Consider the following 26,579-nt stretch of genomic DNA (forward strand, 5'->3'; position numbering starts at 1 on the left):
GCTAGGCGAAGCTCTGGATCCGGATGCCGGCATCCACCAGTGCGGCGCGGACGGCGGCGGCCATCGCCACGGACCCGGGGGTGTCACCGTGCAGGCAGATGCTCTCGGCGTTGACGGGGACCAGGGAGCCGTCGATGGCACGGACCACGCCGTCGGTGGCCAGGCGCAGGACATGCTCGACGACGTCAGCCACCTCGTGCAGCACGGCACCCGGTTCGCGTCGGGAGACCAGGGTGCCGTCCGGATTGTAGGCCCGGTCAGCGAACGCCTCGGCCACGGTCCGCAGTCCCGCGGCTTCGGCCTGACGCTGGATCTCGGAGTTCGGGAGCACCATAAGGGGCAGCGTGGGGTCCACGGCAAGGATCGCTGCGACCACGGCGCCGGCCTGCTTGGGGTGGTTCACGATGGTGTTGTAAAGGGCCCCGTGCGGCTTGACGTAGCGGACGGCTGTTCCTGCTGCGAGGGCTACGGCCTGGACCGCGCCGATCTGGTAGACGACGTCCGCGGTCAGCTCTTCCGGGGTCATGTCCACGAAGCGGCGGCCGAATCCGGCCAGGTCCCGGTAGCCGGGGTGTGCGCCGACGGTGACGCCGGCCTTGACGGCAGCCTGGCAGGTGGCCATGATGCCCACGGGATCGCCCGCGTGGAAGCCGCAGGCTACGTTGGCACTGGACACACTCTCGAAAATGGCGGCGTCATCGCCGAAGGACCAGTTCCCGAAGGACTCGCCGACGTCGCTGTTCAAGTCGATGCTGGGCATTGTGATCTCCGTCTCGGATTGGTGTCCTTCAAGAATGCCCTAAAAATCAGGATTGTTCAACAATCCATACGAGCAGTCTTAGGCACCGGTCCTCGGGGCGATTATGATCTGCACGGCCTCGATCCGTTTGGCAGCACCCGTCGTGCCAGCCGTTCCTCCGTTGGCGACCCATGCCTGCCAGCCGTAATCCTGGACATGGGCACGGTAGTAGATGCTGTAGTGGTTCGCCATTTCTCCGGTCAGCCTGATTTCGAATGCTTCCAAACGGAGCCCCTGCCCGACAGTGCCGATAGGGTTAGCCGAGGATGTCCATGCCTGCCAACCAACATCCTGTACATGCCCCCGCCATTCGATATCCCCCGGATATGCCGCACTGGACACGTGGAGACGGAACGCCTCAAGCCGGAGGGCCTGGCCCGTCGTCCCGGCGACAGTACCGTCCGAAACGTCGGCCATCCAGCCGAGGTCCTGGACATGGGCGGCGTACACGGCAGTGAAGGCTGCTGCAACCTTGGGAACCAACTCGATCGTCACGGCCTCCATCCGCAGGCCTTGCCCGACGGTGCCTGCGGTGGCTCCGTCTGTCCGGTAAGGCTGCCAGCCGATGTCTTGGACGTGGGCGCGGTACCTGATGCTGTACCGTGAGGCCAAGTCCCCGGTCAGCCGCAACTCGAATGCTTCAAGGCGCAAACCCAGCCCGGTCGTTCCAATCGGGGACGCCGACGTCGTCCAAGGCTGCCAGCCAATGTTTTGGACATGGCCCCTCCACAAGATGTCCCCGGACAGGCGGTCTCCCGCCACGGAGAGGCGCAGTGCTTCCAGTGACAATGACCGGCCAGTCGTTCCCGCGGTTGCGCCACCGGAAACGCTTGACTGCCAGCCAATTGTGGCAACGTGGGCCCTGTAGACCCCCACGCACGTCAAATCGTGGTCGTAGGTACCATCGTGTCAATGGCCATTTGTTTCTGCCCACGGGCGGCCAGTTAATCGGCCCGCTGGTGGCCAGTAAAACTGCCCGGTGATGGCCAACAGATCTGCCCACTGAGGGTTGTCGGTGGGGTTGGCCATCGTGGGTCTGTTATTTCAGTTGGGTGACTCCTTTTCCCGCGAGGGCTTGGGTGAGTCGGATGGAATCGCCGCTGGTTTGGCAGACGTGGGCGTGATGTAGGAGCCGATCAACTGTGGCTGTGGCCAGGGTTTTGGGCATGAGTTCGTCGAAGCCGGCTGGGTGCAGGTTCGAGGAGATCGCGACGGAGCGTTTTTCGTAGGCGGCGTCCACGACTCTGTAGAGTCCTTCGGCGGCGTCGGTCGCCACGGGCAGCAGGCCGATGTCATCGATCACGACGAGTTCGGCGCGGAGGATTCTGGCGACGGCCTTGGTGACGCTGTCGTCGGTGCGATGCGCGCGGATGAGCGCGCCGAGGTCCTCGAGTCTGAACCAGGCAACGCGCATCCCGGCTTCGACGGCTTGCTGGCCGAGGGCTTCGAGGAAGAACGTTTTCCCGGTGCCGGAGGGCCCACAGACGACCAGGTTCTCCCTGCGGGTGATCCATTCCAGGGTGCGCAGGGCCTGCTGGGTCGGCGCCGGAATCGAGGAGACGGCCGGGTCCCAGACGTCGAAGGTCTTTCCGGTCGGGAAGCCGGCCGCTTTGCGCCGGGTGGCGAGCATCGACCGCGCCCGTCCTGCGGCTTCCTCGGTGAACAGGGCCTTGATGATCTCGGTCGGTTCCCAGCGCTGGGCTCGTGCGGTAGCGATCAGCTCCGGGGCCAGTGCCCGGGCGTGGGGCATCTTCAGTTGCCGCATTAGCGCTTCCAGCTCGGCTGGCAGGGCCGGGGCGGTGGTGTTCGTGGTTGTGACTGGGGTCATCGGCTCTGCTCCTTCGCTGGGGTGCTGGACGGACCGGCGCCGAGGCCTGCCCAGGCGCTGGTGCCTTGGGTGAGGGACCTGGTTTCGTCCGCAATGTGGGTGGTGGTGCGGCGGATGTTCGCGTTCAGGATGGACGGCAGGTCGCCGTGGGCGAAGCGGCCATGGAGCGCAGCATCACCCAGGGCACGGTCCACGGACTCGGTCCCGGCGATTTTGGCCAGGGTCACGGCCTCGGCCATTTTCACGTTGATCCGGCCTGTTCCTGCCGCGGCGGCTTCCACGAGCCAGGTCTTGGCGCCTGCGCCGATGGCAAGGAACTCGGCTTCTCCGGCGGTGCGTGCTTTCACGGCGTAGTCGCCCGGGATCCTGGTCCTGGTTTCGGGGAAGTGCTCATCGATGATCGCGGGGCTGCCGGGCCTTGCCCGGCCATGGCGGGCGACTTCGACCGGGCCGGTCGGGCCGTGGTGGACGATGATGACCTGTTCATCAGGCCCGGTGCCGTGGGAGCGGACGAACACCCTCGCGCCGAGCAGATGAGACGGCACGGAGTATTGGGCGTTCTCGAAGGAGACCATCGGGGTGTTCTCCGGGACTATACGGGCCAGCCCGAACGCGACCGTATGCGCGGTCTCCGGGACCCGGTGCAGCCGGGGCGCTTCCTCCGCCAAAACTACTGCGGGTTTGCGGCGGGTCGCCCGATGTTCCCGGTTGTTGACCTCGTCCATGAAGACCTGGCAGGCGGCCTCGAGCTCGGCGAAGGAGGCGTAGCTGGGCCTCAGGTTAGTGTCTGTGGGCACGAGGTCGGCTTTGGCCAGTTTCACCGACGCTTCGACTCCGCCTTTGGTGGCGGGGTCTGCGGGTTGGCAGGTCAGCACGGTGACCCCGTAGTGGCGGGCGAAGTCCAGGGTCTGCTGGTTCCGCACCGGGACCCCTGCGACGTGGGCGGTGGTGACGGTCTTCTCGTTATCGGTCAGAACATACGTCGGTGCTCCGCCCAGGATCCGGAAGCACCGGTCGAGGGCTGCGAACACGCTCGGCGCGGTGCGGTCCCTGAGCGGTATCACGATCCGGAAGCGGGAGAACGCCAGCCACGCAACGAACAGGATGGTGTTCACGCCGCCGATTCGTGGCCCGTCGCCGAAGTCGTACTGCAGCCACATCCCGGGCTCGGTGATCCACGGCCGGTGGACGCGGGTGTGTCCGAGCCGCCAGGCGGCTTTGACCTGAGCGATCGCGCGGCGGGTGGACCGCTCCGACCCTTCATAGCCCAGGGCGAGGAGCTTCTCGTGGGCCTTGTCGGCGCGAATCCGGCCCTTGGACGCCTCGATCCATTCCTCGATCTTGGGCAGGTAGGCGTCCGTGACCCTGGGCCGGGGCGCTGGTTCTGCGATTGGCCGGCCGGCGTCACGGGCTGCGACGTGTCTGGCAACAGTGTGGTGCGAGCAGCCTGTGAGCTCCGCGGTGGCGCGCAACGATCCGGTCAGATCGTAGGCAGCAAGAATTTCCATGATTTCTCCGTCATGCTTCATACAGGGCCTCTTCCTGGGACGACATTTGGTGCGACTAGACACCGTCATCAAATCCCGGGGAGAGGCCCCTGCCGCTTAAGACGCGGCAGGTTCAGTAAGGAAGTGGGCAGATCTCATGGCCACCGCTGGGCAGTTCTACTGGCCGTCAGTGGGCAATTACGTGGCCGCCTATGGGCAGTTTTTCATGGCCGCTTACACCATCGGTCCATTGCGCCATGTGCACAGTGCCACCGGAGAAGCTGGGATTCATACAGAGGTCTATTGCTTCACTCGCAAAGTCCAGACTCCCTGCAGGAGACCAAACGGGCACGTCGGGGAGCTGCCATGATCCGGTAATGGCTTCCCAGGCGCTCGCGTAAGAGTAGATCCCGCGCGGGAAGCCGGCGTCTGCCAGCGCAGCCAGGAGCCCGGAGATGACGTACCGGTTCTCCTGCCGCTGAGCCGCGGAAGAGCTGGGCCAAGGCTGTTGCGGACGTGGTTCTACGTCAACCCAAATTCGCTCCGGCCGCCATCCCACTGTGCCAAGGGAGGCCAGGGCGGCGCGGCCCTCGGCATACCCGACGTTACGCAGCCGGTCCGGCCGGGTGCTGGTGGAATAGGGGCCGTCGTCGCCGTAGGCCTCGTACTGCGCACCGGTGGGAAACGTCGCCATGGCGTATGCCTGAGCCCTGACTCCATGGTCGAGCACCCACTGGAACTGGCCGGCCAGGCAGGGGTTTTCGGTAAAGGCAAGACCGCGGGTCAGACCGATGACGACGAACCCAGTGTCTGGGGGCGGCATCGGAAGGCCGGCCGGACACTGTGGCCAGGAAATGTCATGTCCATAGTCGACGGCCCGGGCGGGTGGAGCGAAAAGCACTCCAATCGCGAGCACCAGTAGAACCGCCAGGAGCCTGGGCACGGATGCCCGGGAGCGGCGGCCAGGTTGGAGAACTCCCAGGCCGGACATGACAGCCCCCTCATCAAAGGATGACCAAATTCTCCCACTCAACCGGTGGGCCCGCCAGCAATGGCAGGCGGCATCTTCCTGAGCCCGGGTCGCCGACACGGCGGTTGGATCGCTGGAGCAGGGTCGATCAGGCCCAGTGCGCCCTGTCGGGAGTGGGCATGGGTGGGTTGGTGTTTGGTGTTTGGTGTTTAAATGTGGGAGGCCCCAACCGTGTGGTTGGGGCCTCGACCATTAATAGTTGTTCCGGCGGTGACCTACTCTCCCACACCCTCCCGGGTGCAGTACCATCGGCGCTGTGGGTCTTAGCTTCCGGGTTCGGAATGGGACCGGGCGTTTCCCCCACGCTATGACCGCCGTAACCCTTGTACCCGGCCCAACCCTGGGGGGTTGGTGGGAAGTTTTGTGGTTACAACATTCGCTGTCCTGGGACAGCTGTGTGGTGTTGTTATTTAGTTGTGTTGGTTCCGTGCCGTGACAACCCGTGTTGGGGGTTGTTGGTTGGGAACCACATAGTGGACGCAAGCAGAGTTTTGTATGTATCTGTGTGGTGTAAGTTGTTGGCCTATTAGTACCGGTCAGCTTCACGAGTCGTTAGTCCTCGCTTCCACATCCGGCCTATCAACCCAGTGGTCTGGCTGGGGGCCTCTCACACATAAATGTGTATGGAAATCTCATCTTGAAGCGAGCTTCCCGCTTAGATGCTTTCAGCGGTTATCCCATCCGAACGTAGCTAATCAGCGGTGCACTTGGCAGTACAACTGACACACCAGAGGTTCGTCCGTCCCGGTCCTCTCGTACTAAGGACAGCCCTTCTCAAATTTCCTGCGCGCGCAGCGGATAGGGACCGAACTGTCTCACGACGTTCTAAACCCAGCTCGCGTACCGCTTTAATGGGCGAACAGCCCAACCCTTGGGACCTACTCCAGCCCCAGGATGCGACGAGCCGACATCGAGGTGCCAAACCATGCCGTCGATATGGACTCTTGGGCAAGATCAGCCTGTTATCCCCGAGGTACCTTTTATCCGTTGAGCGACGGCCATTCCACAATGTACCGCCGGATCACTAGTCCCGACTTTCGTCCCTGCTCGAGATGTCTCTCTCACAGTCAAGCTCCCTTGTGCACTTACACTCGACACCTGATTGCCAACCAGGCTGAGGGAACCTTTGGGCGCCTCCGTTACTTTTTAGGAGGCAACCGCCCCAGTTAAACTACCCATCAGGCACTGTCCCTGACCCGGATTACGGGCCGAAGTTAGATGTCCAAAGTGACCAGAGTGGTATTTCAACGATGACTCCACCCGAACTGGCGTCCGGGCTTCAACGTCTCCCACCTATCCTACACAAGCCACTCCGAACACCAATACCAAACTATAGTAAAGGTCTCGGGGTCTTTCCGTCCTGCTGCGCGTAACGAGCATCTTTACTCGTACTGCAATTTCGCCGAGTTTATGGTTGAGACAGCGGGGAAGTCGTTACTCCATTCGTGCAGGTCGGAACTTACCCGACAAGGAATTTCGCTACCTTAGGATGGTTATAGTTACCACCGCCGTTTACTGGGGCTTAAATTCTCAGCTTCGCCTTGCGGCTAACCGGTCCTCTTAACCTTCCAGCACCGGGCAGGAGTCAGTCCGTATACATCGTCTTGCGACTTCGCACGGACCTGTGTTTTTAGTAAACAGTCGCTTCCCCCTGGTCTCTGCGGCCCCGATCCCCTCCACACCGCGAAGGTGTATCAAGGTTGGGGCCCCCCTTCTCCCGAAGTTACGGGGGCATTTTGCCGAGTTCCTTAACCATAATTCTCTCGATCGCCTTAGTATTCTCTACCTGATCACCTGTGTCGGTTTGGGGTACGGGCGGCTAAAACCTCGCGTCGATGCTTTTCTCGGCAGCATAGGATCACCAAATCCCCCCAAACGGGGGTCCCATCAGATCTCAGGCACCATGAGTGGCGGATTTGCCTACCACTCGCCCTACATCCTTAGACCGGGACAACCATCGCCCGGCTCGGCTACCTTCCTGCGTCACACCTGTTAATACGCTTGCCTCCCAGGATCAGGTCCCGCGCTCCACCAAAACCCTTCACCCACAAGGGGTGTCGGGCAGGTCTCGGGCGGTTAGTATCCCCTGTTCAACATGGACGGTTTTTCGCCGGTACGGGAATATCAACCCGTTGTCCATCGACTACGCCTGTCGGCCTCGCCTTAGGTCCCGACTTACCCAGGGCAGATTAGCTTGACCCTGGAACCCTTGATCATTCGGCGGACGGGTTTCTCACCCGTCTTTCGCTACTCATGCCTGCATTCTCACTCGTGTAGGCTCCACCACTGGTTTACACCGCAGCTTCACCGCCCACACGACGCTCCCCTACCCATCCACACTCCTGAACCACAAAGGCTTGGAAAATATGTGAATGCCACAACTTCGGCGGTGTACTTGAGCCCCGCTACATTGTCGGCGCGGAATCACTTGACCAGTGAGCTATTACGCACTCTTTTAAGGGTGGCTGCTTCTAAGCCAACCTCCTGGTTGTCTGGGCAACTCCACATCCTTTCCCACTTAGCACACGCTTAGGGGCCTTAGTTGGTGGTCTGGGCTGTTTCCCTCTCGACTATGAAGCTTATCCCCCACAGTCTCACTGCTGCGCTCTCACTTACCGGCATTCGGAGTTTGGCTGACGTCAGTAACCTTGTAGGGCCCATTAGCCATCCAGTAGCTCTACCTCCAGCAAGAAACACGCAACGCTGCACCTAAATGCATTTCGGGGAGAACCAGCTATCACGAAGTTTGATTGGCCTTTCACCCCTACCCACAGCTCATCCCCTCCATTTTCAACTGAAGTGGGTTCGGTCCTCCACGACGTCTTACCGTCGCTTCAACCTGGCCATGGGTAGATCACTTCGCTTCGGGTCTAGATCACGCCACTCACACGCCCTATTCAGACTCGCTTTCGCTACGGCTGCCCCACACGGGTTAACCTCGCGACGTAACACTAACTCGCAGGCTCATTCTTCAAAAGGCACGCCGTCACCAGAACAGAGCCGGCTCCGACGGATTGTAAGCACACGGTTTCAGGTACTGTTTCACTCCCCTCCCGGGGTACTTTTCACCTTTCCCTCACGGTACTGGTCCGCTATCGGTCATTAGGGAGTATTTAGGCTTATCAGGTGGTCCTGACAGATTCGCACGGGATTTCTCGGGCCCCGTACTACTTGGGATACTCTCACAGGCGGTACAAACACATTACGGTTACGGGACTAACACCCTCTCTGGCCGGCCTTTCAAAACCGTTCACCTATGCGCGCACATCACACCCCACCAGCCCGGCAGAACTGGTACGGAAAGTCCCACAACCCCGACCATGCAACGCCCGCCGGCTATCACACATGGAACGGTTTAGCCTGATCCGCGTTCGCTCGCCACTACTAACGGAATCACTATTGTTTTCTCTTCCTGCGGGTACTGAGATGTTTCACTTCCCCGCGTTCCCCCCACGCACCCTATGTGTTCAGGTACGGGTCACCAAGTCACTCGCGCGCTTGGCGGGGTTTCCCCATTCGGACACCCTGGGATCACAGTCCGGTTATCGACTCCCCCAGGCTTATCGCAGATTCCTACGTCCTTCTTCGGCTCCTAATGCCAAGGCATCCACCGTGTGCTCTTAAAAACTTGACCACAAAGATCAAAAACAAAAAACACTCGAGAGAACCACAGAAACTGCCCCGCACACCCACAGGCGCACGAACCAGATCCAGGTTCATATTCTTGGAAATTGCTTCTTATACAAGATGCTCGCGTCCACTATGTAGTTCTCAAACAACAACCCCACACCACACACCCCACACACACCAAGTGCGCAGAGACGTCATGGCAGGGAAACCAGAAACAAACAAACCCACCAGAACACCACCCACACCCCAAAAGGCGAAGACAGCGAACCCGTGGCCCTGTTGCCTCAGGACCCAACAGTGTGCCAAACACAAAACCACGCATCCCCACGCCCACCGTTCCAGAACCATCACTGGCTCGTACTAGACAAGACACACAAACACGCGGCCGCTATTTGTTGATATTCCACCCATGAGCACCCGCCACGGAACAATCGTCCGTGCTACGGGCTTGCTTCCTGACAACACCACACCACCAACATGCGCTGGTGACCGGTTGTTGTAGGCGCTCCTTAGAAAGGAGGTGATCCAGCCGCACCTTCCGGTACGGCTACCTTGTTACGACTTAGTCCCAATCGCCAGTCCCACCTTCGACAGCTCCCTCCCACAAGGGGTTAGGCCACCGGCTTCGGGTGTTACCAACTTTCGTGACTTGACGGGCGGTGTGTACAAGGCCCGGGAACGTATTCACCGCAGCGTTGCTGATCTGCGATTACTAGCGACTCCGACTTCATGGGGTCGAGTTGCAGACCCCAATCCGAACTGAGACCGGCTTTTTGGGATTAGCTCCACCTCACAGTATCGCAACCCTTTGTACCGGCCATTGTAGCATGCGTGAAGCCCAAGACATAAGGGGCATGATGATTTGACGTCGTCCCCACCTTCCTCCGAGTTGACCCCGGCAGTCTCCTATGAGTCCCCACCATCACGTGCTGGCAACATAGAACGAGGGTTGCGCTCGTTGCGGGACTTAACCCAACATCTCACGACACGAGCTGACGACAACCATGCACCACCTGTAAACCGACCACAAGTGGGGGACCTGTTTCCAGATCTTTCCGGTTCATGTCAAGCCTTGGTAAGGTTCTTCGCGTTGCATCGAATTAATCCGCATGCTCCGCCGCTTGTGCGGGCCCCCGTCAATTCCTTTGAGTTTTAGCCTTGCGGCCGTACTCCCCAGGCGGGGCACTTAATGCGTTAGCTACGGCGCGGAAAACGTGGAATGTCCCCCACACCTAGTGCCCAACGTTTACGGCATGGACTACCAGGGTATCTAATCCTGTTCGCTCCCCATGCTTTCGCTCCTCAGCGTCAGTTAATGCCCAGAGACCTGCCTTCGCCATCGGTGTTCCTCCTGATATCTGCGCATTTCACCGCTACACCAGGAATTCCAGTCTCCCCTACATCACTCTAGTCTGCCCGTACCCACCGCAGATCCGGAGTTGAGCCCCGGACTTTCACGGCAGACGCGACAAACCGCCTACGAGCTCTTTACGCCCAATAATTCCGGATAACGCTTGCGCCCTACGTATTACCGCGGCTGCTGGCACGTAGTTAGCCGGCGCTTCTTCTGCAGGTACCGTCACTTACGCTTCTTCCCTACTGAAAGAGGTTTACAACCCGAAGGCCGTCATCCCTCACGCGGCGTCGCTGCATCAGGCTTGCGCCCATTGTGCAATATTCCCCACTGCTGCCTCCCGTAGGAGTCTGGGCCGTGTCTCAGTCCCAGTGTGGCCGGTCACCCTCTCAGGCCGGCTACCCGTCGTCGCCTTGGTAGGCCATTACCCCACCAACAAGCTGATAGGCCGCGAGTCCATCCAAAACCACAAAAGCTTTCCACCAACCACCATGCGATGGAAGGTCATATCCGGTATTAGACCCAGTTTCCCAGGCTTATCCCAGAGTCAAGGGCAGGTTACTCACGTGTTACTCACCCGTTCGCCACTAATCCAGGAGCAAGCTCCCATCATCGTTCGACTTGCATGTGTTAAGCACGCCGCCAGCGTTCATCCTGAGCCAGGATCAAACTCTCCGTTGAAGAAAAACAGACACAACACGGAACCACGGAAATAACGCGGAAACCGCACTGCAAAATTTGAAACCAGCTGTAAAAACCAGGCCCAATCCACGGGGTGGACAGACCCAGCCAATTCAACCAATCACATTACATAATCGGTATCAACAAACTTGGCACACTATTGAGTTCTCAAACAACAGACACACCCGGCACCACCCAAACCAAACATTCAGGATCGCTCCGGAGCAACTTTTCAAACTTACCCGATCCCCCAATCCGAGTCAAATCCATCTTTCAGGATTCCCATCGAATTGAAGACCGCCCCATACCGATTTCCAGCGCCCTAAAGAGCAACCAGATTTTGGCTTTGATTTGGGGGTTTTGGCCACCCGGTGAACAGTTCTTCACTGTCTCCCCCGCGGCGACTTAGAAAACAATACCCGCACACAACCCCCACCGCAAATCGGGCGAAAAGTGGTGGCGAATCCGCGGAATTCCGGGGCAGGAGGGGCGTTTCGGGCACCCAAGCAGGCTGCCGGCGTCGTAAATCCGCTGTGTGTGCTGCCGCACACTGCACCACCACGGCCATGGCCGCCGTTGGAACCGCTACCGAACGAGCTGTGGACGCCTCCCAACAAAGGGAAGCGTCCACAGCTCGTCCTGGTGGCTACCAGCTACTTGGCAATACCGCCATGCTTGCTGCAGGCGCCCTGCCTCGTCGTGGAGGGCCACACGTAGCCGTCGCTGCAGATGATCGCACCCCCAACATTGGGCACCGTGACGGCCGGCGCCTGTTGCTGAGCTTGCTGCGCAGCTTGTTGCGCCGCCTTGGCAGCTGCGTCCCGGGCCGCCTGCTCGGCTGCAGCCTTTGCAGCAGCAGCCTGATCGGCGGAGGCTTTGTCAGCCGCGGCTTTTTCGGCAGCGGCCTTGTCCGCTACCGCTTTAGCTGCAGCCTGTTCGGCGGCAGCCTTGTCGGCGGCGACCTTCTCGGCAGCCGCCTTCTCTGCGGCAATATTGTCGAGCGACTTCACGCCGAGGTGCACGGTGGAGTCCTTCGCTGCTGTGGCGCCGCTGGCGGGATCCTGAGTCATCACCTGCCAGTTCTTCTCCACGATGATGGTCTTGCCGTCTACGATGTCCTTGGCCTCAACCTTGAAGCCGAGACCCTTTAGCTGGTCCGTAGCCTTGTCCAGGGTCAGGCCCACCACACCTGGAACGGCAACAGACGCCCCAGCGGTGGCGGTGGACGTGGCAGCGGATGCGGGTTCGACGGATGCCTGCTTGCCTCCGCAGCCGGTCAGCAGCAGGCCGGCCAGGACGGCAAGCGCCAACGATTTCTTCAGCCGCCCGGTGACCGGGTGGGCGGCATACAGGTTGTTGTTCATGATTCCCCCTAGGAATGCGATGTGGTGGTGATGCGGTTGGGCCGAGGCCCGAGGAAAGATCCGGCGGCTACTCGCAGGCGACTCCGTCGGAGTCACGGTCCAGCGCGGGCCGGTATCCGGCTTGCCCGGCGTAGAGCGGCGCGGCTCCTGCAGCCCTCGCCGCCGCGCAGTTGGCGTAGTAGGCAGCAGCAGGTGCCGGCGCGGCAGGAGCCGGGGCCATGGGTGCTGGTGCAACAGGAACAGGAACAGGGGCGACGGCGGCAGGTGCGGGTGCGGGTGCTGCCGGAGCGGGAGCAGGTACAGGAGCGGCGGCAGGTGGCGCAGGCACAGCAGCGGCGGCAGGTGCCGGCGGCAGCTGGTTGGTCGGCGCCAGCTGCCCGGCGCAGTCGCCCAGGATCCGGGCAATCGCATCGTGCTCGGCCTGCGTGACCCACAGCCCGTATGTCGCCTTCACGGAAACCTGCCGGGCAACGTACTCACAGCGGAAGCCCTTGTTCGGCGGCAACCAGGTGGCCGCATCGCCGTCGCCCTTTTGCTGGTTGGTGGGCCCGTCCGTGGCCTGCAGGTTCAGCGGATCGTTGGCGAACGCCGTCCGCTGCCCGGCAGTCAGCTGCTGCGCGCCCTTCTGCCAGGCGTCGCTCAAGGCCACCACGTGGTCGATCTGGACGGCGCTGCTGGTGGCCGAACCCCTGACAAAGCTGATGGTCTTGCCCGTGTACGGATCGGCCAGGGTTCCCGACTGCACTTTGCACGGCACACTGTTCGTGTACGAAACGCCGGTGAGGTCGCGTTTGAGGATGTCGTTGCGCGTATCGCAGCCGTTCCGGTCCACGTCCGCCCATGCCTGGCCAAACTGCCCGCGGTCATAGCCCGTCTTCGGCGCCCGGCCCTTGATCGGCAAGGTTGCCAATACGTCCAGCGCCTTGCTTGCGTACGTTGGCTGCGCATTGGGCGCGGCCGCGGTGGCACCGGCGGCAAGAACGCTTGGACTCTCCGGGTCCAGCGGCTCCCCGGTGTCCGTCGGCGTGGCAGTTGGTGTGGCCGACGGCGATGCCTTTGCTGTCGCCGTCGGGCTCGCTTTCGCCGGGGCCGCCTTCGCAGTGCTTTCCGAGGAGGCTGCCTCCAGGTCCGCGCCGGCGACGCGCGGCAGCGCGGCAGCGCCGCCGATGAACAGCGCCAGCGCCGCGGCGATTGCGACGGCGCCGGCCTTGCGTTTTGCGGGAAGCCACGCCCAGGAGCGCCGTCCGGTGAGGAGTACATAAAGACCGGTCAGGGCAGCTGAAATGCCCAGGATAATCAGGGCTCCGCCCATGCCGCCGCCCAGTGCTCCGAAAAGCATGAACAGCCCGGTAATACCGGCAACAATGAAAGTGGAAAAGCGCGGTTTCCGTGGCGGCTTCGGTGCAGGCGCGGAAGGAACAAACCCCAAGAGGGTGTCATAGTCGGACATTCATTTCCCCATATACAAGGGGGCCCAGAGAGTTTTGCCCCCGCAATCCCGGGCCTGCTGCATAGCCCGGTAAACTCATCACCGCTGAGCCTATGCACCCTGCTGGTCCGTTTACGCAACTTACTGCGATCCTCAGGCAACATTCAGGCAGTCTTGAGGAAACCTTGAGAAATTCCCGTCGCACTCCGCCTTCGAGGCTTATTAATTGCGCGGTAATTCAATCCGGCAATCGATTGGGCCTGCGGTTCCCTGGCGTGACGTCCAAGGCTAGAGTGGCCTCCATGCAAATGCGCCTTGAGGTTGTACAGGTCCCGGTTTCCGACGTCGACAGATCAAAAGCGTTTTACACGGAAAAGCTGGGCTTCGTCCTCGACCATGACGTGGAACATATCCCGGGCATGCGCGTCGTCCAGCTGACGCCCCCTGGCTCTGCCACGTCGGTGGTCATCGGCACCGGTATGACCACCATGACCCCAGGCAGCCTCGAGGGCCTGCAACTGGTTGTTCCGGACATTGCCGAGGTTCGCAGCGAGCTGGTGGGCCGCGGCGCGGACATCAGCGAGATCCAGGACCTGGGCGGTGTCCTGTTCGCCTACTTCAGCGACCCCGACGGCAACCGCTGGGTCATGCAGGGCCAGACGCAGGACCGTGTCCGGGACGCACACAAACCCTAGGATGGGCTGGCTTTAGCTCCAGAAGCTCCCAGAGGTGAGCGGGCGTCGGCAGCGGAGAATCGCTACCCGGATGCGGGGGCCGCGCCACCCGGAGGGCGCTCCATCACATCCTGGACCACCTCATTGTGCCGCAGGAACCAGGGTTTGAAGGGTGGATCGAAGCGGGCGAACCGCGGTGCACCCACAGGCGTAAGGCCGGCCAGGGTGAGCGCCGCCTGCAGACCGTTGTTGCGCCGCTCAAAGGCCGACGCCGAACCGCTGCCCGAGAAGCCCAGCACGGCAGCGAGGGAACCGGGCACCGCCCGCACCGTGACCCTGGGATCGGTGGGCGCGGGAGCAGTTTCGGCATTCAAGCCGGCCGGCAGGACAAAGGCCACCGAGAATTCCGCCGGCTCCCCTGATCCAGGCAGCGGTCCGCGCTGGAGTACGGGTGCGGTCATGGCGAGCTTTTGGCCTCCCGCTTCCTGGATCACCGGTGCGGTCATCGCCAGTTTCTGCCGGGCAGTGTTGTTGCCGCTGATGTAGTTGAAGAGGTACCGGAAGGCGGCGTTGCCTGCCCGGTCGAAATCGGCCGTCACCGACACCTCGGCCACCACGTAATCGGGATACCGGCGAAGTTCAAAGTGGGGATAGCGCCGGACCAACTCAAAGGGCTGTTGTTCAGTCATGGTGCGCACAGCCTACGCCCGTCAGGCGGGAGCGGACAGGGCGGGGTACGACCCGGAGCGTACAGCCGGAAGCTCCGGCTACACCACCTTTGGCGTTCGGCGCCGCCGCAACCTGGCCCGCAGAACAGCGCTGCCGACCAGGACGATGTACAAGAGGCCCAGAACTCCGAAAATGACCGTCAGGACAACCCCGGCTCCACGCAGCCAAACGCCGTCGCTCTCGTAGCCGGGCACGATGGCCCGCCCGGGATTGTTTTCGGCATAGACGACCGTCACGCTGCTGCCCACTACGGGATACTGATCGTGGTCCACAGCGGCGAAGGTCCGGTGGACCGCCCCGTCCCCGGCCGGGAATTCAACCTGCATCCTGCGTTCGGACGCTTTGGTGACGTCGTCGAAGTGGATGATCGTTCCGGTCGCCTGGACACCAGAACGGGCGAGCTCCTCATCGGCGTTGATCATGAAGCTGCCTACGCCGATCATAATGGGCCCCAGGCAGAGCACCAGGACAGTCACGGCCAGGTTCAATTTCCGCTTCCACGACAGCGGGGGTTTACGGCTTCCGTCAGTTCTGCGCCCAGTCACGGCTCCCATTGTGCCGGAGCTGTCAGCAAAACCACACCTCCATCCATTGCCTGCGGCAACCAACGCGGGCATAATGGTTAGCAGAACTAATTAGCAATGCTAATAAATGCCAGCAGGAGGCGCACACCCCTATATGTCCCCCACCCAAACGACGCACCAGGCAACCGCCGGCCCCACCGCCCCCGACACCCTCGCCATCGATCTCCGCACCGCTGTGATGCGCACGTCGCGCCGGCTTCGCGTCGAGGCCACCGGAGACGCCATCACCCCCGGCCAGTACACCGTCCTGGCCCTCCTGAACGGCAGCGGCCCCAGCACCCTGCGCGATCTCGCCCGGAGTGAGCACGTCCAGGCACCGTCCATGACCAGGATCGTCAACGCACTTGCGGACCAGGCATTCGTTACCAGGAGCGCCGATCCCGACGACGGCCGGCAAGTCCGCGTGGACATCACCGACGCCGGCAGGAAAGTCCTGGCCGAGGCCCGGAGCCAGCGGACCGCCTGGTTGGCGCAGCGTGTGGCCGGACTCGGTGAGGAAGACCGGCTCATTCTCAGCCGCGCAGCCCGCATCATGCAGGAAATGAGCGGCAAATGAGTGCGATGTTCCGCGCCCTCGAAAATCCCAACTACCGCATTTGGGCCAGCGGCGCGATCGTCTCCAACATCGGCACCTGGATGCAGCGCGTCGCCCAGGACTGGCTGGTCCTGACCGTGCTTACCGATCACTCGGGAGCCGCCGTCGGCCTCACCACGGGCCTGCAGTTCCTGCCAATGCTGCTCTTCGGCCCCTACGGCGGGGTCCTGGCAGACCGCTACCGCAAGCGCATCATCCTCATGTGGACGCAGTTGGCCATGGGCTTCACCGGACTGGCCATCGGCCTCCTGGTGGTCACCGGCACCGCGCAACTATGGCACGCCTACGTGGCCGCCTTCTGCTTGGGCGTGGCCAGCGCGGTGGACGCACCGGCGCGCCAGGCCTTCGTATCGGAGCTCGTGGGCCAGGAGAACATTTCCAATGCGGTGGCCCTGAACTCAGCATCCTTCAACACCGCCCGGCTCACCGGACCTGCCATCGCCGGCGTGCTGATCGCCTGGGTGGGTACCGGGCCGGTGTTCCTGCTCAACGCCGCGAGCTTCGCCGCCGTCCTGGTTTCGCTGTTCCGAATCCGCACCACCCAGCCCGCCCCTATCGCGAGGGGCGAGCGGAACAAGCACCAGGTGGCCGAGGGCATCCGTTACGTGCGGCGCCGGCCGGACCTGATGCTGATCATGGTCCTGGTGGGCATCCTGGGTGCGTTCGGCATGAACTTCCCGGTGATCAACTCGCTGATGGCCACCACCGAGTTCCGCATGGGACCCAGTGAATTCGGGCTTCTCGGCTCCATCATGGCCGTGGGCACGCTGGCCGGCGCCCTCCTCGCGGCACGCCGCTCCGGGCCGCGGCTGCGGTTCCTGCTGGGCGGAGCGCTGGGACTGGGCATCTTCACGGTCCTGGGCAGCATCGCCCCGACGTTCTGGGTCTACGCGGCAATCCTGATTCCCGTGGGCCTGGCGTCCATCACGTTCCTGAACAGCTGCAACACCAGCATCCAGCTCTCCGTGGAGCCACAGTTCCGGGGCCGCGTACTGGCCCTCTACCTGGCCATCCTCCAAGGCGGCACCGCCATCGGTTCGCCGCTGGTGGGTTGGATCGGCAGCGAGTTCGGCGCGCGCTGGTCCGTCGCGGTGGGCGGCATCGTGGTCCTGCTTGCCGGTATCGCCGCCGTCATCGCCGTCACCAGGCGCAACCGGCTCACCCTGCGCGGCGCACTCCGGATGGCCCTGGGCAGGCGCGAGCCCGCAGTCTGAGCCCGCTGCTGCGGTGGCGGGGCCTCACTGTTGCGGGGCGGCCACGATGTCCACCGAGATTTCGACAACCGGCACCGTCCCCTTGTTCTCGAGCCAATGGGTGGTGTGGCGGTCCTCCTGCCAGCCCACCCCCGGCCCGTACTCGGTGACCAAGCCGTCCCGGTGCTCCGTGACAGTCCCCTGAAGGACATAAACCGTCCCGGGCCGGCCCACGTGGTCATGGAGGGGGCCGAAAACTCCGCCTGGCTCGATGGTCACCATCCGCATTCGGAGCTGGCGCCCGTCCATACCCTCAATTTCGCCGGCAAGATCCACCGTCGACAGAAGCTCCATGGAGACGCCCTTTGTCTCCGGCACCACTTCTTCTACGCCCACCGCTTTCCCTTCCCTCCGGACTGCTTACGACGGCGGCGCCGGCCTGCCGCTGCCACGCACCCGGGTGCGGGTGCTTCGGGCGGCACGGGCCGGCGTCGTACTTTTTATTGCGGGGCCTGCACTACGGGCCCTGGCCGTCAAGAAGGCATCGAGGAGATGTTGAGGATGTTGCCCTCGCTGTCCAGGAACCAGGCCGCCTGGCCGTAGCCCTCCATTGATGCGATGCCGTTCTCGGTCTTGAGTCCGGGCATGTCGTAGTCTTCGAAAACGACGCCGCGGGCACGGAGTTCGTCCACGTCGCGCTGGACATCATCACTGGCCCAGCCGATTTGTGTGTTCTTGGCCGAACCCGCGTTGTCCGTCTGGTAAATCAGGAACGAGGTCCCCTTCCCACACCGGTAGACAAGGCCGCCATCGGCCATGGTCCGCTCGGGCTCAAACCCCAGCTTGTCCCGATAAAATTCCTTGGCCCGGTCGATATCCTTCGCAGGCAGCACAGCCATGACTTCCATATCTTTGAGCATGACAAACAACTTCCCTTGCTGTTGTGATGGCGTCGCTCTCCCCCGAAAACGGTCCGGCCGTCCCCCGCCGGGCCTCGTGGCCGTCCTTCCCGCCGACTGCCGGGGCGGCCACCCGAAACCCCGGCGGAGCGGTGGCAGCAGCCAGCGCAGCGGGGTCCCCGAAGTCTACGAGGCCATTATGGAACTGAATTTCCCGCGGCGAAATAGGGGATTTTTAAGGGGCCCTTGCCTCCCGGAACTATTTCCGGGCTGCCCGGACAGCCTTGCGTACCGCGGCTCCGGTTGCCGTCACCAGGGGCACCAGGCACACCAGGGCGGCGATGGTGTTGGGGCGGAAGACGGTCCTGCCGTTGACCGTGCGGTAGACACCAAGCGGCACCACAACCCCGCCGCCTCCCCCGCCGGAGGCACCCTCCCCGGATTCCGTACCGCCACCGAAGCCGAAGGACACCAGGGCCACGGGCACCATCTCCTCCCCGTTCAGGTTCACGGGGGCGCCGTACGCGCGGGCGACGCCCATGTTCTTAAAACTTTCCGCGAGGGACTCAAGAGTGTCAGCCATGGCATCACATTAAGCACCCCTGCAGCGCATTCGGAAGGACCATAAGTCCTGCCGGACTGCATGGGCTCCGGTGGCCGGGCGCCCGTCCCTTCCGGTGGCGTGGCCGCAGGTGGCAGGGGCCGTCGTCGTCCGTTGCTCTATCCCCGGATCTCCGCCATGCGCAGCCGGACGATGTCCTCCACCACGTCGTCCGGCACGGGGTGGCCCGCGGTGAAGCGGATGGTCCCCTTGGAAAGTGAATACCCTTCCAGCCGGTCCGCGACTGCCGCGACGACTGCGCCGGAGAAGGGGAAGATCGAGAGGTGCTTGGCTGCCTGGACGGCGGCGAACAGGGGTTTGCCGCCCAGCTTCAGCGCGGGCATGCCGTAGCTCATGCCCTCCGTGGTGTCCGGGGCGATGGACCTGGCGAGCTCCACCACATGCTGCAGGCAGCTGCGGTCCGGTTCATCCAGCGCGGCCAGCGCATCGTCCACGGCGCCCAACGGGAACCTCAGCTCTTCCTGGCCGCAACCGTGGAGGCCAGCGCGGCCAGGCCCCGCTCAAAGTCGCCGCCCACCATCTTGTCCATGTTCATGAACAGCGCAAAGACCTTTCCGAGCCCTTTGTTCTCCCCGGTCATCAGCCACGTCACCTCCGTGCCGCCAGGAGCCTGGCTGAACGTGAACGTCGTGGGGTTCAGGGCCTTGAACGGCTTGGTGAACTGCAGCCGGATCCCGATGCGGCTCGAAGGTACGGACTCCACGATCTCCATGGTTCCGCTGCCGGCCTTTCGGTTGCCGTTCCACTCATAGCCCGCGCCGGTCCCTGCGTCACTGCCGAAGTAGCGGCGGCTCATCCCTGGATCGACCGCCTCCCAGGGGGACCAAGCGGTCCATTCGTGGAAGTTGTTCACCAACGGAAAGATCTCCTCGGCGGGGGCGGGGATGACGGCGCTGCGGCGGACTTCGAAAGTAGACATGGGCCCAGCATAGGGCCGCGGGCCGCCCGCGTTAAGGGAGGACCACGTTGACCGGGTCCTTGCCCTCCACCAGCAGCCCAATCTGCTTCCTGAGCAGCCGGACCATCCGGGGGAACATGGCCGAGCTGGCGCCACCGACGTGCGGGGTGATGAGCACGCCCGGAGTGGCCCACAGCGGGTGGTGCGCAGGCAGCGGCTCCGGGTCGGTCACGTCCAGGGCAGCCCGCAGCCGGCCGCTTGACGTCTCGGCGAGCAGGGCGTCGGTGTCCGCCACGGGCCCGCGGGCCACATTCACCAGCAGGGCTCCGTCGGGCATGGCTGCCAGGAACTTTGCATCCACCAGCTGCCGGGTCTGCCCACCCAACGGAACACTGACCACCACGATCTCGTGCAACGGCAGCTGGTCGTGGAGCGAGTCGATTCCGTAAATGGTCCCGTGGGCGTCCTCGCGGGCGCGGCTGGCCATCCGGGTGACCTCGGTTTCGAAGGGCAGGAGCCGGGCTTCGATGGCCTTCCCCACTCCCCCGTAGCCCACCAGCAGCACCCGCCGGTCAGCCAGGCTGGGCCGCGGGCTGTTGTCCCAGGTCCCGGTTTCCTGGTTGCGGACGAAGTCCGGGATACCGCGCTGGGAGGCCACCATCATGCCCACGGCGAGCTCCGCCGTCGACGTCTCATGCACTCCTGCCGCGTTCGCGAAGGCGATGCCTGGCGGCAGAACTGCGGAGACGCCGTCGTACCCGATGGACTGGCTCTGCACCAGGCCGACGTCTACCCCCTCCAGGGCTGCGAGCGCAGTTGGTTTGCCCATATAGGGCGGCACCAGAAGGTCCAGCCGGCCTTCCGGCGCGGGTCCGTCCAGGTCCCACAGGACAAACTCGACGCCGTCAATGGGCGTGAGTGCGTCCAGCAGGTTGTGGGCGGGCAGGCAGACACGCAGCGGGGCCGTCACGCGGCGACCATCAGAAGGTGCCGTTGGGCAGGGCAGCAGGTACTCATGGGTCTCCAGGGTTCCGGGCCCGGCGCAGCTGCAGCGGGCGTTGAAGTTCCACAACCAACCTATCCCCCGGAACCGCCCACGCCGATTTTTCGCTCCGCAACACGCTGCCGCCGGCGCCCTGTCACGTCCATGACAGCCCGTCCAATCCTGTAAATTTAAGGGAGGAATTGTCCGGCCAGCGAGCCGCTTTCCAACCCCACCCTTTGAATGGACGCTCCCCCATGTCTTCCGCGATTTCCGCGCCGTCCCCTGCCCGATTTCCCTATGCCGCGATGGTGGTCCTGGCCACGATCGCCTTCACAGCCATCACCACCGAACTCCTCCCGTCCGGGCTGCTGCCGCAGATCAGTACCGGCCTTGGCGTTTCCGAGCCGGTGGCCGGTTACCTTGCCGCTGCCTACGCCGCCGTCATTGTGGTCACGGTGGTCCCGGCGGCACGGCTGTTGGGGAAGATCCCGCGGCATGCCCTGTTGGTTGCGTTGGTGCTGACCTTCGCGCTCAGCAACGCACTGGTGGGTCTGGCACCGGACTTCACCTCGGCGATGATCGCCCGGCTGGTGGGCGGTCTGGCGCACGGGCTGCTTTGGACCACCATGGCGCCGTTCGTATCCCGCGTGGTGCCGGCAGACAAAGTGGGCAAAGCCCTGGCAATCGTCTTCAGCGGCAACAGCCTGGGCCTGGCCATCGGTGCACCGGTGGGGACTGCCCTGGGCGGATTCCTGGGCTGGCGCGCCGCGTTCCTGGTTCTCGCGGGCTTCGGTGTGGTCCTGACGGTCCTCGCGTTCTGGCTGCTTCCCCGCGTGCAGCGCATTTCCGATGCTGCCCGGCCGTCCCTGCGCAAGGCGATCGGCCAGCCGGGTGTGAAGTCCGTTGCCATCGCGTGGCCGCTGCTGGTCCTGGCGCACTTCGCCCTGTTCACCTACATTGCGCCCTTCATCCGCGAGGCGAACCTCCCGGACTACGCTACGAGCCTCTCGCTGACGGTGCTGGGCGGGTCCGGCCTGCTGGGCATTTGGATCGCGGGCCTCACCGTGGATTCGCGGCCCCGCCGGTCGCTGCTGATCACGACGGCGGCCATCGCCTTATCGATGTTCCTCCTGCCGCTCGCCGTTGGGAACCTGCCAGTGGCCCTGGTACTGATGACCATCTGGGGTGCAGGCCTGGGCGCCATCGGCATCTACAACCAGTCGGCGATCCTCCGGGCCGGCGGGGAGTACAGCGAGGCTGCGAACGGGCTCACGGTCCTGACCATCCAGCTGGGCATCACCATCGGCGCGCTTTACGGCTCGGCAGCCCTGGTGGTCGGCGGCCCGCTGCTGGTTCCGGCCGCGGCGGCAGTCCCGGTGGTTGCCGCGTTCGCCATCACGCTCGCCGGCAAGAGGTACGCGTACCCGCCCGGCCCGCGGGAACGCATCTGGCTGGAACCCCGGCCCGTCTCCGACAAGGTCAAGGACCCCGCCTGATCCCTGGGCACAGCAGAACCTGGCGTTAACCTCCTCTCCAACTGCGTGAACCTCGGGCGCAACCTGTCCGGCCTACCGTTGGCGGGTCACCCGGCGCCGCCGGAACCCGTCACCCAGGAGGAACCATCCCCATGCGCACAGCCCTGACCGCTGCGGCAACCGCCGCACTGCTCGCCGCCGCCATCGCCTCGCCGGGCGCCGCCTTCGCCGCCGAAACCGCCGAGGCCGGAACGCCGTCGTCGAACGCTGCCGGCACCGCCACCTCCGCCATCAAGACGAACGAGCGCAACGGCTCCTTCGACCTCCAGGCGCACCGCGGCGGCCGCGGCGAGTGGACCGAGGAGTCGCTGGCGGCGTTCGGCAACTCCCTGAAGCTCGGCGTCAGCACCCTGGAACTGGACACCCACCTCACCGAGGACGGGAAGATCATCGTCTGGCATGACGACACCATCCAGGCCAACAAATGCGTCGATACCGCCCCGGCCACCGCCGGTGATCCCGAGTTCCCATACGTCGGCCGCCGTGTGGCCGAACTGTCCCTGGCCCAGGTCAAGACCCTCAACTGCGGCTTCATGCAGCTGCCCGGCTTCCCCGAGCAGGAGGTGGTCGAAGGGAACCGCATCGCCGAGCTCAAGGACGTCTACCAGCTGGCGGAACAGTACAACGCCAAAAAGGTCCGCTTCAACGTGGAGACCAAGGTGGAGGACGGGAAGGCCGGCGGCGAAGGCATGGTGGCGCTGACCAAAGCCGTGGTGGCAGAAGTCGAAGCCTCCGGCGCCGCGGACCGCACCACCATCCAGTCCTTCGACTGGTCCTCGCTGAACCTCACCAAGGAACTGGCACCGGAGCTGACGCTCGTTGCGCTTTCCAGCGGGGACAAGTGGATGCAGGTGGGCCAGCCGGGTGCCGCGCCCGAGCTGGGCGGCATCGACATCGACGCCTACGGCGGCTCCCTTGCCAAGGCTGCAGCCGCCCAGGGGTACAACGTCATCTCCCCCACGTTCAGCTCCGTCACCCCCAAGATGGTTGCAGAGGCACACCAGCTGGGCCTCGCCGTCATCCCGTGGACCGTCAACAAGGCCACGGACATGGAGCGCCTGATGGACCAGGGAGTGGACGGCATCATCACCGATTACCCCACCCGCCTGCGCGCGGTCATGGACGAGCGCGGTTTGAAGCTGCCCAAGGCCTACGCCCCGCAGGCGTAGTTCCGCGGATAAGGGCCATACGTCAAGGCACGACGGCGGCTGCCGGACTTCCGCTGGGGGAAGCCCGGCAGCCGCCGTCGTCCGTCCGGGCCACAGGGCTCAGGTACGGTACTTGGCCACCGTGAACAGGAACGTCGAATCCTCCTCGGCGTGGAGGCTGTGCAGGCCGGCCGGGACAATCAACAGGTCGCCGGCTTTGCCCTGCCACGACTCGCCGCCGGCCCTGAGGCTGACGCAGCCCTGGATCACGAAGACCGTGGCGTCGCCAGGGTTCTGGTGCTCGCTCAACTGGGTTCCGGCCTTCATGGCCATGACCGTCTGCCGGAGGACCTTCTCGTGGCCGCCATAGACCGTGTCCGCGGCGCGCCCGTTGCTGGAGGTGACCGCCGCCTCGAGCTGCTGCCGGGCAAGCGCGTCGATCGATATCTTCTGCATGCGCCCAAGGCTACCCGCGTTCGTGCACCGGGAGCCGGATTCTTCCGGTCGGGGCCGGCTGGAAATCCCCTGGGGAGGGGATGGAGCACCGGTGAGGCCGGGCCTACTCTTCGAGCATGAACACCGTGTCGCAGATCTTCGCGGTGATGGCCGCGGTCATCTATATCTTCGTCTTTCCGGTGGAGAGCTTCCTCCTCCGCCGCAACAGGTGGGCGCAGAAATTCCTGAGTACGCCGCCGGAGAATGTCCCCGCCGTGATGATGTGGGCCATCCCCACCGGGTACCGGAACCTGCTGGTCGCGCTGGGCGTGCTCGCAGGAGTGGTCGCGGCCAACTCCGGCCAGCTGGTGGTGGGCTACACGCTGGTGGTCTACTGCTGCGCCAACATGGTCCTCACGGCGCCCACCATGCTGCTCGCAGACCTCCAGGGGCACTACCCCCGGAAGTGGGACAGCGTGCCGGGAACGGTCGCGGCAACCGTCCCTGCCTTGGTGGCCCTGCTCCTGCTGCCCTTCGGTCCGTAGCTCCTCCGGGGGACCGTCCACGGCGGCCGCCGTAGCCCCGGACTGGACACGCACCATAGGTACCCGAATTCGGAGCCCCGGCAAAGGCTTGATAGACGTTAAAGGATGCTCGATGTCCTGAACCCCGCCCTGCCCTTCATCGCCATGGCCCTGGCCGTGCCGGCCGGACTCACCCTGTCATGGCTGCTCCGCAAGATCGTCCTGAAGCTGAACCGGAAACGGCCCGAGCTGCAGGCCACCTCCCGGGTGGCCCGCCAGCCGCTGCGGCTGGCACTGTGCCTGGTGGGCGTCCGGGCCGCGCTGGACCTGACAGCCGGCGGTGAAAGCTGGCACGCCGGCGTCGACCATCTCCTGCTGCTTGCCATGATCGGTTCGTTCGCGTGGCTTGCCATCGCGGTCCTGCTGATCGTGGAGGCTGTGGTGCTGAACCGGCACAGCGTGGACGTGGCGGACAACAGGAGGGCGCGGCGGCTGCGCACCCAGGTGATCCTGGCCCGCCGGATCGCCGTGGCACTGGTGGTGGTGCTCGCCGTCGGCACTGCCATGCTGACGTTCCCGGCGATCCAGGCGCTGGGGGCCGGGCTGCTGGCGTCCGCGGGCGTGATCTCGATCGTGGCAGGCCTCGCCGCGCAGACGTCCCTGGTGAATGTCTTCGCCGGTATGCAGCTCGCGTTCACCGACGCCATCCGCGTGGATGACGTGGTGGTGGTCCAGAAGGAGTGGGGCCGTATTGAGGAGATCACCCTCACCTACGTGGTGGTGCATCTTTGGGACGACCGCCGGCTGATCCTGCCCTCCACCTATTTCACCACCACCCCGTTCGAGAACTGGACGCGCCGCCAGTCCGAGGTCATGGGCACCGTAGAGTTCGACCTCGACTGGCGCGCCCCCGTTGAGGACATGCGCACCGAACTGCGCCGCGTCCTGGCCGGCACCGAACTGTGGGACGGGCGAGTGGGCGTCCTGCAGATCACCGATGCCACCGGAGGCTTTGTCCGGATCCGCATCCTGGTCAGCGCGGCGGACAGTGCAGCGCTGTTCGACCTCCGCTGCCTGGTCCGCGAAACCATGGTGACATTCCTCCAGCAGGACCATCCGCAGGCGCTGCCACACCAGCGCTGGGAGCAGGCAGCGGACGACGCCGGCACGGCCACCCGGCGCAAGGCACCGTTGCGGTGGCTGGCTGGGCCCGGGGCAGCAGGGGCGCACGCGGACCCGCACGAATCGCAGCTGTTCACCGGATCGGTGGAGGCCGTGGAGCGGTCGAGGGCCTTTACCGGCCCCGGCGACGAGGTATTCGAGGAACGCGGCCGCAACCTGGCGTCCCACAACTGAAAACCCTTGATAGGTGACCATATGGTCACCTATCATGGGAGTCATGGACGACGTGTTCAAAGCACTCTCCGACCCCACCCGCCGGGACCTGCTCGACGAACTGTTCCGCGAGGACGGCCAGAGCCTGAGTGCGCTTGAGGCACGGTTCAGCATGAGCCGGTTCGGGATCGCCAAGCACCTCCGCATCCTGGAGGACGCAGGCCTGGTGGTGGCCCGCCGTCGCGGGCGGGAAAAGCTTCATTTCCTCAATCCCGTCCCCATCCGCCTGGTCCACGACCGCTGGGTCAGCAAATACGCAGAACCATGGGCCGCTGCCCTCAGCGACCTCAAATCCAGATTGGAAAGTCCCATGGAAAAGATCTTCGAGATTTACATTAAGACCACGCCCGAACGGCTCTGGGAAGCCATCACGGACAGCGACATCCGCAGCAAGTACCAGTTCGGCAACACACTGCAGTCTGACTGGACGCCCGGCGGCCGCTTCGAAATGGGCAACCCCAAGGCCGGGCAGATCCTCGGCGAAGGCGAAAACCTGGAAGTCGACCCGCCGCGGCGGCTGGTGCAGACCATGCGGGCCCTCTGGGGCGAGGACGTCAAGGCCGAAGGCACATCGAAGATCACCTGGGAGATCGAACCGGTGGGCGATTCCTGCCACCTCACCGTCACGCACAGCGACCTGCGGGAGGGCGCCAACGAACAGCTCTACGGCGGCTGGCCGATGATCCTCTCCGGCCTGAAGACGTGGCTGGAAACCGGCGAGAAGCTCACCACGCCAGGCTCCCTGCTCTACACCTGACCCG

The 26,579-nt window shown here is 63.9% G+C and carries 24 protein-coding genes, 3 rRNA genes and 1 pseudogene; 8 read left to right on the forward strand and 20 right to left on the reverse strand.

Going from position 1 to position 26,579, the window contains the following annotated elements; all coding sequences use genetic code 11:
- Nucleotide 1: 1 nt before the first annotated feature.
- The 11 genes and pseudogenes from NIBR502771_RS00110 to NIBR502771_RS00155 all read right to left on the reverse strand — a co-directional run bounded on the left by NIBR502771_RS00110 (nt 2) and on the right by NIBR502771_RS00155 (nt 13,512).
- Entirely contained in the window at nt 2-760 is a 759-nt protein-coding gene (locus tag NIBR502771_RS00110) for a LamB/YcsF family protein (protein WP_141157921.1), read from the reverse strand.
- A gap of 78 nt (nt 761-838) precedes the next feature.
- Nucleotides 839-1,450 carry a hypothetical protein gene (locus NIBR502771_RS00115; protein ID WP_246839927.1) on the reverse strand — a complete coding sequence of 204 codons (612 nt, stop codon included), beginning with the start codon at nt 1,448-1,450 and terminating at the stop codon, nt 839-841.
- A gap of 12 nt (nt 1,451-1,462) precedes the next feature.
- Nucleotides 1,463-1,675, reverse strand: a pseudogene (locus NIBR502771_RS21165) (hypothetical protein); the annotation flags it as partial.
- 163 nt (nt 1,676-1,838) lie between these two features.
- A complete protein-coding gene (gene istB, locus NIBR502771_RS00120) occupies nt 1,839-2,627 on the reverse strand; it encodes an IS21-like element helper ATPase IstB (protein WP_141157922.1) in 789 nt (262 codons plus the stop codon).
- Nucleotides 2,624-4,156, reverse strand: coding sequence for an IS21 family transposase (gene istA, locus NIBR502771_RS00125; protein WP_246839715.1), 1,533 nt, complete (start codon nt 4,154-4,156; stop codon nt 2,624-2,626). Before istA ends, istB begins: the two co-directional genes overlap by 4 nt.
- 145 nt (nt 4,157-4,301) lie before the next feature.
- Nucleotides 4,302-4,808, reverse strand: a complete 507-nt coding sequence (locus NIBR502771_RS20875; RefSeq protein WP_246839761.1) for a hypothetical protein — start codon at nt 4,806-4,808, stop codon at nt 4,302-4,304.
- Between the two features lie 538 nt (nt 4,809-5,346).
- Nucleotides 5,347-5,463, reverse strand: a 5S ribosomal RNA gene (rrf, locus tag NIBR502771_RS00135).
- A gap of 186 nt (nt 5,464-5,649) precedes the next feature.
- Nucleotides 5,650-8,778 (reverse strand): 23S ribosomal RNA (locus NIBR502771_RS00140).
- Nucleotides 8,779-9,287: 509 nt separating this feature from the next.
- Nucleotides 9,288-10,809: ribosomal RNA gene (locus NIBR502771_RS00145) — 16S ribosomal RNA — on the reverse strand.
- Together the 16S, 23S and 5S rRNA genes form the textbook arrangement of a ribosomal RNA operon.
- A 653-nt stretch (nt 10,810-11,462) precedes the next feature.
- Nucleotides 11,463-12,173, reverse strand: coding sequence for a PASTA domain-containing protein (locus NIBR502771_RS00150; RefSeq protein WP_141157923.1), 711 nt, complete (start codon nt 12,171-12,173; stop codon nt 11,463-11,465).
- A gap of 67 nt (nt 12,174-12,240) precedes the next feature.
- Nucleotides 12,241-13,512, reverse strand: a complete 1,272-nt coding sequence (locus tag NIBR502771_RS00155) for a DUF1524 domain-containing protein (RefSeq protein WP_246839762.1) — start codon at nt 13,510-13,512, stop codon at nt 12,241-12,243.
- Between the two features lie 392 nt (nt 13,513-13,904).
- Here NIBR502771_RS00155 and NIBR502771_RS00160 point away from each other — a divergent pair, with 392 nt between their 5' ends.
- The gene (locus NIBR502771_RS00160) at nt 13,905-14,297 is read left to right on the forward strand and encodes a VOC family protein (protein ID WP_141157925.1); all 393 of its coding nucleotides are present in this window, start codon (nt 13,905-13,907) and stop codon (nt 14,295-14,297) included.
- A 62-nt stretch (nt 14,298-14,359) separates the two neighbouring features.
- Here NIBR502771_RS00160 and NIBR502771_RS00165 read toward each other — a convergent pair whose 3' ends face one another.
- Complete coding sequence (locus NIBR502771_RS00165) at nt 14,360-14,965, reverse strand: heme-binding protein (RefSeq protein ID WP_141157926.1); 606 nt, start codon at nt 14,963-14,965, stop codon at nt 14,360-14,362.
- Between the two features lie 78 nt (nt 14,966-15,043).
- Nucleotides 15,044-15,550, reverse strand: coding sequence for a DUF3592 domain-containing protein (locus NIBR502771_RS00170; protein ID WP_168225702.1), 507 nt, complete (start codon nt 15,548-15,550; stop codon nt 15,044-15,046).
- Between the two features lie 133 nt (nt 15,551-15,683).
- On the opposite strand from NIBR502771_RS00170, the gene NIBR502771_RS00175 reads away from it, so the two are divergent.
- Together NIBR502771_RS00175 and NIBR502771_RS00180 are read left to right on the forward strand one after the other, a co-directional pair.
- On the forward strand, nt 15,684-16,145 hold the full coding sequence (locus tag NIBR502771_RS00175; protein WP_141157927.1) for a MarR family winged helix-turn-helix transcriptional regulator: 462 nt from the start codon (nt 15,684-15,686) through the stop codon (nt 16,143-16,145).
- Nucleotides 16,142-17,398 carry an MFS transporter gene (locus NIBR502771_RS00180; protein ID WP_141157928.1) on the forward strand — a complete coding sequence of 419 codons (1,257 nt, stop codon included), beginning with the start codon at nt 16,142-16,144 and terminating at the stop codon, nt 17,396-17,398. Before NIBR502771_RS00175 ends, NIBR502771_RS00180 begins: the two co-directional genes overlap by 4 nt.
- A gap of 24 nt (nt 17,399-17,422) precedes the next feature.
- Here the strand turns inward: NIBR502771_RS00180 and NIBR502771_RS00185 are convergent, their stop codons facing one another.
- From NIBR502771_RS00185 to NIBR502771_RS00210, 6 genes are all read right to left on the reverse strand, one after another.
- Nucleotides 17,423-17,773 carry a cupin domain-containing protein gene (locus NIBR502771_RS00185; RefSeq protein ID WP_141157929.1) on the reverse strand — a complete coding sequence of 117 codons (351 nt, stop codon included), beginning with the start codon at nt 17,771-17,773 and terminating at the stop codon, nt 17,423-17,425.
- A gap of 137 nt (nt 17,774-17,910) precedes the next feature.
- A complete protein-coding gene (locus NIBR502771_RS00190) occupies nt 17,911-18,297 on the reverse strand; it encodes a VOC family protein (RefSeq protein ID WP_141157930.1) in 387 nt (128 codons plus the stop codon).
- A gap of 238 nt (nt 18,298-18,535) precedes the next feature.
- Entirely contained in the window at nt 18,536-18,859 is a 324-nt protein-coding gene (locus NIBR502771_RS00195) for a hypothetical protein (protein WP_141157931.1), read from the reverse strand.
- Between the two features lie 137 nt (nt 18,860-18,996).
- Nucleotides 18,997-19,341 carry an iron chaperone gene (locus NIBR502771_RS00200; RefSeq protein ID WP_141157932.1) on the reverse strand — a complete coding sequence of 115 codons (345 nt, stop codon included), beginning with the start codon at nt 19,339-19,341 and terminating at the stop codon, nt 18,997-18,999.
- A gap of 8 nt (nt 19,342-19,349) precedes the next feature.
- Complete coding sequence (locus NIBR502771_RS00205; protein WP_141157933.1) at nt 19,350-19,817, reverse strand: SRPBCC family protein; 468 nt, start codon at nt 19,815-19,817, stop codon at nt 19,350-19,352.
- 31 nt (nt 19,818-19,848) lie between these two features.
- A complete protein-coding gene (locus tag NIBR502771_RS00210; RefSeq protein ID WP_141157934.1) occupies nt 19,849-20,766 on the reverse strand; it encodes a 2-hydroxyacid dehydrogenase in 918 nt (305 codons plus the stop codon).
- 269 nt (nt 20,767-21,035) lie between these two features.
- On the opposite strand from NIBR502771_RS00210, the gene NIBR502771_RS00215 reads away from it, so the two are divergent.
- Nucleotides 21,036-22,277 (forward strand): MFS transporter, encoded by a 1,242-nt coding sequence (locus NIBR502771_RS00215; RefSeq protein WP_141157935.1) that lies wholly within the window; start codon nt 21,036-21,038, stop codon nt 22,275-22,277.
- A 131-nt stretch (nt 22,278-22,408) separates the two neighbouring features.
- Entirely contained in the window at nt 22,409-23,485 is a 1,077-nt protein-coding gene (locus NIBR502771_RS00220) for a glycerophosphodiester phosphodiesterase family protein (RefSeq protein WP_141157936.1), read from the forward strand.
- Between the two features lie 99 nt (nt 23,486-23,584).
- Here NIBR502771_RS00220 and NIBR502771_RS00225 read toward each other — a convergent pair whose 3' ends face one another.
- Entirely contained in the window at nt 23,585-23,920 is a 336-nt protein-coding gene (locus NIBR502771_RS00225; protein ID WP_141157937.1) for a cupin domain-containing protein, read from the reverse strand.
- A gap of 116 nt (nt 23,921-24,036) precedes the next feature.
- On the opposite strand from NIBR502771_RS00225, the gene NIBR502771_RS00230 reads away from it, so the two are divergent.
- From NIBR502771_RS00230 to NIBR502771_RS00240, 3 genes are all read left to right on the forward strand, one after another.
- The gene (locus NIBR502771_RS00230; RefSeq protein WP_141157938.1) at nt 24,037-24,444 is read left to right on the forward strand and encodes a DUF1304 family protein; all 408 of its coding nucleotides are present in this window, start codon (nt 24,037-24,039) and stop codon (nt 24,442-24,444) included.
- A gap of 105 nt (nt 24,445-24,549) precedes the next feature.
- Nucleotides 24,550-25,779 (forward strand): mechanosensitive ion channel family protein, encoded by a 1,230-nt coding sequence (locus tag NIBR502771_RS00235; RefSeq protein WP_246839763.1) that lies wholly within the window; start codon nt 24,550-24,552, stop codon nt 25,777-25,779.
- A 43-nt stretch (nt 25,780-25,822) separates the two neighbouring features.
- Nucleotides 25,823-26,575, forward strand: coding sequence for a metalloregulator ArsR/SmtB family transcription factor (locus NIBR502771_RS00240; RefSeq protein WP_141157939.1), 753 nt, complete (start codon nt 25,823-25,825; stop codon nt 26,573-26,575).
- Nucleotides 26,576-26,579 lie beyond the last annotated feature (4 nt).

This window comes from Pseudarthrobacter sp. NIBRBAC000502771, assembly GCF_006517215.1.
GTDB lineage: Bacteria > Actinomycetota > Actinomycetes > Actinomycetales > Micrococcaceae > Arthrobacter > Arthrobacter niigatensis.

Excerpts from the sequence above, each read along its gene's own strand:
- NIBR502771_RS00110 (WP_141157921.1), bottom strand. The coding sequence starts at position 760 with ATGCCCAGCATCGACTTGAACAGCGACGTCGGCGAGTCCTTCGGGAAC.
- istB (WP_141157922.1), bottom strand. The coding sequence starts at position 2,627 with ATGACCCCAGTCACAACCACGAACACCACCGCCCCGGCCCTGCCAGCC.
- istA (WP_246839715.1), bottom strand. The coding sequence starts at position 4,156 with ATGAAGCATGACGGAGAAATCATGGAAATTCTTGCTGCCTACGATCTG.
- NIBR502771_RS20875 (WP_246839761.1), bottom strand. The coding sequence starts at position 4,808 with ATGGCGACGTTTCCCACCGGTGCGCAGTACGAGGCCTACGGCGACGAC.
- NIBR502771_RS00150 (WP_141157923.1), bottom strand. The coding sequence starts at position 12,173 with ATGAACAACAACCTGTATGCCGCCCACCCGGTCACCGGGCGGCTGAAG.
- NIBR502771_RS00155 (WP_246839762.1), bottom strand. The coding sequence starts at position 13,512 with ATGCTTTTCGGAGCACTGGGCGGCGGCATGGGCGGAGCCCTGATTATC.
- NIBR502771_RS00160 (WP_141157925.1), top strand. The coding sequence starts at position 13,905 with ATGCAAATGCGCCTTGAGGTTGTACAGGTCCCGGTTTCCGACGTCGAC.
- NIBR502771_RS00165 (WP_141157926.1), bottom strand. The coding sequence starts at position 14,965 with ATGACTGAACAACAGCCCTTTGAGTTGGTCCGGCGCTATCCCCACTTT.
- NIBR502771_RS00175 (WP_141157927.1), top strand. The coding sequence starts at position 15,684 with ATGTCCCCCACCCAAACGACGCACCAGGCAACCGCCGGCCCCACCGCC.
- NIBR502771_RS00180 (WP_141157928.1), top strand. The coding sequence starts at position 16,142 with ATGAGTGCGATGTTCCGCGCCCTCGAAAATCCCAACTACCGCATTTGG.
- NIBR502771_RS00190 (WP_141157930.1), bottom strand. The coding sequence starts at position 18,297 with ATGCTCAAAGATATGGAAGTCATGGCTGTGCTGCCTGCGAAGGATATC.
- NIBR502771_RS00195 (WP_141157931.1), bottom strand. The coding sequence starts at position 18,859 with ATGGCTGACACTCTTGAGTCCCTCGCGGAAAGTTTTAAGAACATGGGC.
- NIBR502771_RS00205 (WP_141157933.1), bottom strand. The coding sequence starts at position 19,817 with ATGTCTACTTTCGAAGTCCGCCGCAGCGCCGTCATCCCCGCCCCCGCC.
- NIBR502771_RS00215 (WP_141157935.1), top strand. The coding sequence starts at position 21,036 with ATGTCTTCCGCGATTTCCGCGCCGTCCCCTGCCCGATTTCCCTATGCC.
- NIBR502771_RS00220 (WP_141157936.1), top strand. The coding sequence starts at position 22,409 with ATGCGCACAGCCCTGACCGCTGCGGCAACCGCCGCACTGCTCGCCGCC.
- NIBR502771_RS00225 (WP_141157937.1), bottom strand. The coding sequence starts at position 23,920 with ATGCAGAAGATATCGATCGACGCGCTTGCCCGGCAGCAGCTCGAGGCG.
- NIBR502771_RS00230 (WP_141157938.1), top strand. The coding sequence starts at position 24,037 with ATGAACACCGTGTCGCAGATCTTCGCGGTGATGGCCGCGGTCATCTAT.
- NIBR502771_RS00235 (WP_246839763.1), top strand. The coding sequence starts at position 24,550 with ATGCTCGATGTCCTGAACCCCGCCCTGCCCTTCATCGCCATGGCCCTG.
- NIBR502771_RS00240 (WP_141157939.1), top strand. The coding sequence starts at position 25,823 with ATGGACGACGTGTTCAAAGCACTCTCCGACCCCACCCGCCGGGACCTG.